Below are 5,505 nucleotides of genomic sequence, written 5' to 3'. Positions count from 1 at the left end.
CGCTGGTTTACGGAGCATAATATTAGAATCTGCCAAGTGTTAGAACACTATGGAACTAATTTGACTGAGAAGCACGTATTCTGACAAAGTTGGATATTGTAAATAATTAGGGTTGATGCTATGACAAAATGGCTTTTGATTTTTTCTATATGCTTAATTGGTTTTTATAGCAATGGTGTAGAAGCAGCACCTGCAACTCCAGAAGTTCGGATTCAATATGCAAAAATCTTTGATATGGTCTGTACTAATAAAATGCATTATAACATTAAGCCAGTCTGGCGAAATGAATTATTGCAACGATTGCCCAGTATTCAACAAGCATGGAATCAAGAAGGTGTAAAGTTACTAAATACAACGCAAAACCTTGTTCATATGCCGTTTCGTATGCCAAGCTATCTCGTTTCGCTCACCTTATGTAATTTTCCCTCAATGAGCCAGCCTCTTTTAGTCAACATGCGCTACTCTTTGAAAAGTTTTATTAAAAAGCCATTATCATTACCTGTGACATTAAGTATTATTTACCATGAACTTTTGCATGTATATCTTGATGGACGGACACCTCCATACGCAGGGCCATTAAAAAAATACGCCCATTTATCTTGGGTGGTCAGACAACATTTGTTTTTATTTGCTATACAAAAAGCGGTTTATTTGAAGCTAGGCCAAAAGAAAGAGCTCAAAGCAATCATAGCCATGGATCAGAGTTTGCCGGATAAAGCTTATACAAAAGCTTGGAATATTGTAAACACTGATGGGTACAAACCGTTTATTTTGGCGCTTGAAGCTCAAAATCATAAACTCTCTATCTCAAAAGATGATGCCTATCGAAAGTAGGGGCTCAAGTATCCAAAAGTGGCTTTGTTTATAGAGATGCATAAAGACTCGATTGTTATGGAAGCGCGGGATGAACTAAGAAAAGGAGGAGTAAGATGAATGCTCACACGATCTTTTTGTTTATTTTAGCTTCTTTAATGCTAAACATTCTTCCGGGGCAAGATATGCTTTTTATTATCTCTCGAACCTTGGCGTATCATTTGCGCGGCGGGCTCTATTCAGTCGCGGGAATATCTGTGGGATTATTAGTTTATACTCTCGTTGTTGCCTCTGGTTTATCGGCGATAATGATTCAGTCTCACATTTTGTTTAATACCATAAAATTTATGGGCGCCATTTACTTAGTTTATCTCGGAATTAAATTATTTAAACAAAAAGACAATATGGTAATCAACTCGAAAAATCTAGCCAGTATAAGTGCTGGCAAGCTTTTCCTTGATGGATTTGTTACGAATGTATTAAATCCAAAAATTTTGGTATTTTTTATCGCCTTTTTACCTCAGTTCGTACAGCCGGAAAATGGAGGCTTGTTTTGTCAGTTTGCTTTGTTAGGGTTGATTTTTATTGTAAGCGGCACATGTGTTAATAGCGCAGTCGTTCTTTTTAGCCATAAATTAAAATCCGTCTTATTAAAAAATCAGAAAATTAAGCAAATACAAGCTAGAGTCGCCGGAATGATCTTGATTGCACTTGGTTTAAAGGTAGCGTTTGAATAAAGTATCAGTAGTTGCACTTATGGGTCAAACTCCAAAAGCGGTCCAAAAGTGTCACTCGTCGCACAACAATTAACCTAATCTTCATCAGAAATTGTTTTCTTTTTAGCACTACGATGACGTTCTCTCAGCTCGATATCAATATAACGGTCAGTAATCGCGCTAGAACTATGTCCTGCATCATCACGAACATGCTCACGAGGCCGAATTTTAACATCATCTGAAATACCTGTATGCCTTAACCAGTGTACTGTTGCTTCATTTAATGATTCAGATTCTTCAGAAAACCCATCTTGATCAAGTTGATCGATAGTTTGATCAAAGCAGTATTGCACAATTTTTCTTATATAATTTGTACTTTTAATTGGTCCGCTGCCTTTAGTTTTTGGAAGCAAAGGTGATTGATCGGCAGGTGAGGGTAGTACAGATAATCCCAGATGTTTCCGCCAGCGTTTTAGTGCTTTTAACATGGCATTGCTTACTGCAATTTGACGTTCTTTGTTACCTTTTCCTACAGTCGTGAACCACCAATTACCGTCGCTATCACGATGGAAATGATTCATCTGCGGCTGCCAACGTTCACTCGCAGTAAGCTCTGAAATTCTAAGATACATGGAATATAAAACTGACATAATAAATAGTGTACGCTCATGAACATCAGCATCAAGCTCTGCCAAGCTTTTTGCTGTTTTAATTACATATTGCCACTGCAATTCTGATAATCGCCTAATTTTAGGTTGCCCCTGTGTTTTTCGTATGAATTTACTTTTTTGCCTGATAATGGCGACAGGGTTTACAGGAACATATTCCTCTTGCAATAAATAGTTAAAAAAACTACTTAATATAGCAAATGACTCTCGCAGAGACCCATGTGAAAGTTCAAAATTGTTTTTGTCTAAGTCCATACCTTTGCGACGCTCTATTTTGGAAAGCTTAACAATAAATGGTCTCCATTTAGTATTAGGAATGCGTATACCATCTTTAACAAGAAATCGAGGCGGCTTTGTTTTTCCTATCCATGATTTAGGTGGTTTTTGACAGAAATGAATAAAATTTTCCATGTCATCACGCTTTAATTCTTTTAATGATTTATTAGTAATCAACACGCACCAATGAATGAGTCGTTCAATTTCACGACGATATGAATTAAAAGTCCCTTGACTGCCTTTGTAAGATTTTAAAAATTTTGTTGCGATTTTAATATCATTTAAATCATAGCCTTCTTTGAGATAAGAATAGTCATTTTCATCAGTGATATTTTCAATAGAGTCAAATATTGGTAGAGGGATTATTTTCATCTAGCATTTCTCACTAAACCAAAATAGCAAACAAATCCTAATAAGCCCAAAACAACATAAGCACCTGCTAACGTATTGGTTCCTAGGTGGGGGAAGGTAGCAACGATAGCGCTAAAGGCAAAAGAAATAAGCAACTGAAAAGATCCGAATAAAGCCCCCGCGCTTCCACGTTTATCGTGAAACGGACTAAGTGCCATAGCCATCGTGATACTACCTATAAATACCAGCGCAAATATGGCGATTGAAACGCCAGCTAAAACAGTAGCAATACTGATATAGCCGGAAAACGTAAAAATTGATAAAAAGATACCACTCGATAACAAGAGTGCAATTCCAAGAAATAGTGTTTTTTGATTTTTGAGTCGTAAAATAAAAAACGGTGAAAACAATTTTCCAATAACCCCAGCCGCACCAACAACAGCTGTTAACCAACCAAATACGATTGGCGTTGTGTGAAATTGATTTTGAAAAATAAAGGAACTTATAGTGGTATAAAATATATTTGCTGACATCGCAATGCCAGTCAGTAGAGCACACCCAATGAATAAACGGTTTTGAAAAAATGACGCATACGTCTTAACGAGCGAAAATAAGGCAAAAGCTTCAGGGCGTCTGTGTTTATTTGTTTCTTCAAAAAATAAAATAAAAAATATGAGTGCAAATAAAATAATACTGCCAAGCAGAATAAAATTAGCCTGCCAACCAAACCAGTGCTGAATATAACCGCCCAAAGCGGGCGCTAACAATGGAGATAAGCTTAAAAACAAAGTAAAGTAAGAACCAATGGCTGCCAGACGTTCACCATGCATGACATCTGCTGCGATAATGCGACCCAATCCCCAGCATACACCGCTACCAACTCCTTGCAGAATTCTTAAAATCAAAAATGGCATGATACTTTGAACAAATGCGGCAGAATAACTTGCAATACAAGCCAAACATAATCCGAAGATCACAACGGGTTTACGACCTACTTTGTCAGATAATGGTCCATAGACCAACATACTTAAACCAACACCAAGGATAAAGAAGGTCACGGATTGCTGCATATGCGGTCTTGTGGTATGCATGTAAGTCATGATGTGAGGTAATGATGCAAGATGAATATCTACACCCAACGAACCACAAATAGCCAACAAAATTGTTAGGCTCATCAATTTGAATTCACGAAAGGTTATTAATTGTTGACGCATATTGTTGACCTGTCAATCATCTTCTAATTCATTTAATTCTGCTTCAATTTCTTCAACAGAAGGCAAGTCTTTTTGTAGATTGTCAGGGATGGCTCGCGTTAATTGATATTCAGAAACACCTATTGGTTTTTGAATATCTTTCAACGCATATTCAGCTACAATTTTATTTCGTGATTTACAAAGCAATAAACCAATGCTTGGATTATCCTCCTTATGCTTCATTAAATCATCAACAGCACTCAGGTAAAAGTTTAACTGACCTGCGTGCTCTGGTTTAAATTTGGTGGCTTTGAATTCAATAACGGTGAAGCACCTCAAATGCAAATTATAAAAAAGCATATCGATAAAAAATTGATCATCATGAATCGTGATAGGCACTTGTGAGCCTACAAATGCAAATCCTTTACCAAGCTCTAACATAAACTTAGTAATGTGTTGAATGGATGCATGCTCAATTTCTCGCTCATGCGCTTCGTCATGCAATCCCAGAAAATCGAAGTTATAAGGCTGCTTGAGTAATTCCTGAGCTAACATAGATTGCGGGGAGGGTAGTCGAGCTAGATAATTAGAAGCCTTCGTCGATGAAATCGCTTGCCGCTGATAGAGTTCCTCTTTTAGATAGCGTTCTAATGTTGGTCGTGACCAGCCTTGCTCAATGGCTTGTTCAGCGTACCAACAACGAATGGTGTCATCTTTAACCTTATGAATTAAAACAGAAATATGACCCCACGGCAATTGTGCCACAGCTTGTGGCATAATTTCGAACTCAGGGTAATATGTAGCAAATTGACGCATTCTTTGTAGATTTCTCACTGAGAAACCAGTCGTTTCAGGGAAGGCGTTTTGTAGGTCCTTTGATAAGGTTTCGACCAGTTTGCTGCCCCAATTTTGGCGTATAATGATCTGTTGACCAATATGCCAATATAAACTAATCACCTCGTGATTCACGGCCAGAGCGGCTTTTAGTCTTGCATTACGGATCTTACTTTTTAATTCATTTAAAAGCCCTTTGTATTCTTCATTATTTAAATTGAGAACAATACTTTGTTCTGTTAATTTCTGCTTAATTTCTTTCGGTGATTTTGGCATAATGAATCCCTGATTAAGCGCCCTCTTGCGCTAAAATATATAAGGTGATTATCGTGGTAATCACCACTATTGTCAATCCTAAAGAAATGCTCTATCATGCCAAACTTGGAAAATTCAGTTTAACAACCAAGGTGTCAGATGACTAAGCTTGTTATTTTATCCCCTTCAGAGCAAAAGCGCTTTGATTCACCACCAAAATTCAACGCGGATGAACAAACGATTTATTTTGCACTCAATAACGATATCCTTCATATATTGGATAAGCGTAAGCGGTAAATTACGCACCCGGTTTACGGGCATTAATTTTTCTGGTCTTTAAAATTAAAGGGTAACAGAGCTTCGTATTGCTCAACGGTTTCGCAGCTTGGCAATTCTGTC

5 protein-coding genes are annotated in these 5,505 nt (G+C 37.4%); 2 read left to right on the top strand and 3 right to left on the bottom strand.

Annotated features, from left to right (window positions below):
- The first annotated feature begins 120 nt into the window (after window positions 1-120).
- Both COV52_10425 and COV52_10420 read left to right on the top strand, forming a co-directional pair.
- Complete coding sequence (locus COV52_10425) at window positions 121-834, top strand: hypothetical protein (protein PIR10111.1); 714 nt, start codon at window positions 121-123, stop codon at window positions 832-834.
- A 95-nt stretch (window positions 835-929) separates the two neighbouring features.
- On the top strand, window positions 930-1,550 hold the full coding sequence (locus COV52_10420; protein ID PIR10110.1) for a homoserine lactone transporter: 621 nt from the start codon (window positions 930-932) through the stop codon (window positions 1,548-1,550).
- A gap of 74 nt (window positions 1,551-1,624) precedes the next feature.
- Here COV52_10420 and COV52_10415 read toward each other — a convergent pair whose 3' ends face one another.
- Genes COV52_10415 through COV52_10405 form a run of 3 tightly spaced genes read right to left on the bottom strand, consistent with a single transcriptional unit; the run spans window position 1,625 to window position 5,127 of the window.
- A complete protein-coding gene (locus COV52_10415; protein ID PIR10109.1) occupies window positions 1,625-2,845 on the bottom strand; it encodes an integrase in 1,221 nt (406 codons plus the stop codon).
- Window positions 2,842-4,038 carry a hypothetical protein gene (locus COV52_10410; GenBank protein PIR10108.1) on the bottom strand — a complete coding sequence of 399 codons (1,197 nt, stop codon included), beginning with the start codon at window positions 4,036-4,038 and terminating at the stop codon, window positions 2,842-2,844. The genes COV52_10415 and COV52_10410 overlap by 4 nt, the downstream gene beginning before the upstream one ends.
- Window positions 4,039-4,050: 12 nt before the next feature.
- On the bottom strand, window positions 4,051-5,127 hold the full coding sequence (locus COV52_10405; GenBank protein ID PIR10107.1) for a hypothetical protein: 1,077 nt from the start codon (window positions 5,125-5,127) through the stop codon (window positions 4,051-4,053).
- Window positions 5,128-5,505: the final 378 nt, after the last annotated feature.

It is taken from the genome of Gammaproteobacteria bacterium CG11_big_fil_rev_8_21_14_0_20_46_22 (assembly GCA_002796245.1).
Classification (GTDB): domain Bacteria; phylum Pseudomonadota; class Gammaproteobacteria; order UBA12402; family UBA12402; genus 1-14-0-20-46-22.
The sequence above is the reverse complement of the archived record's forward strand: the minus strand, read 5'-3'. Positions and strand labels throughout refer to the sequence as shown.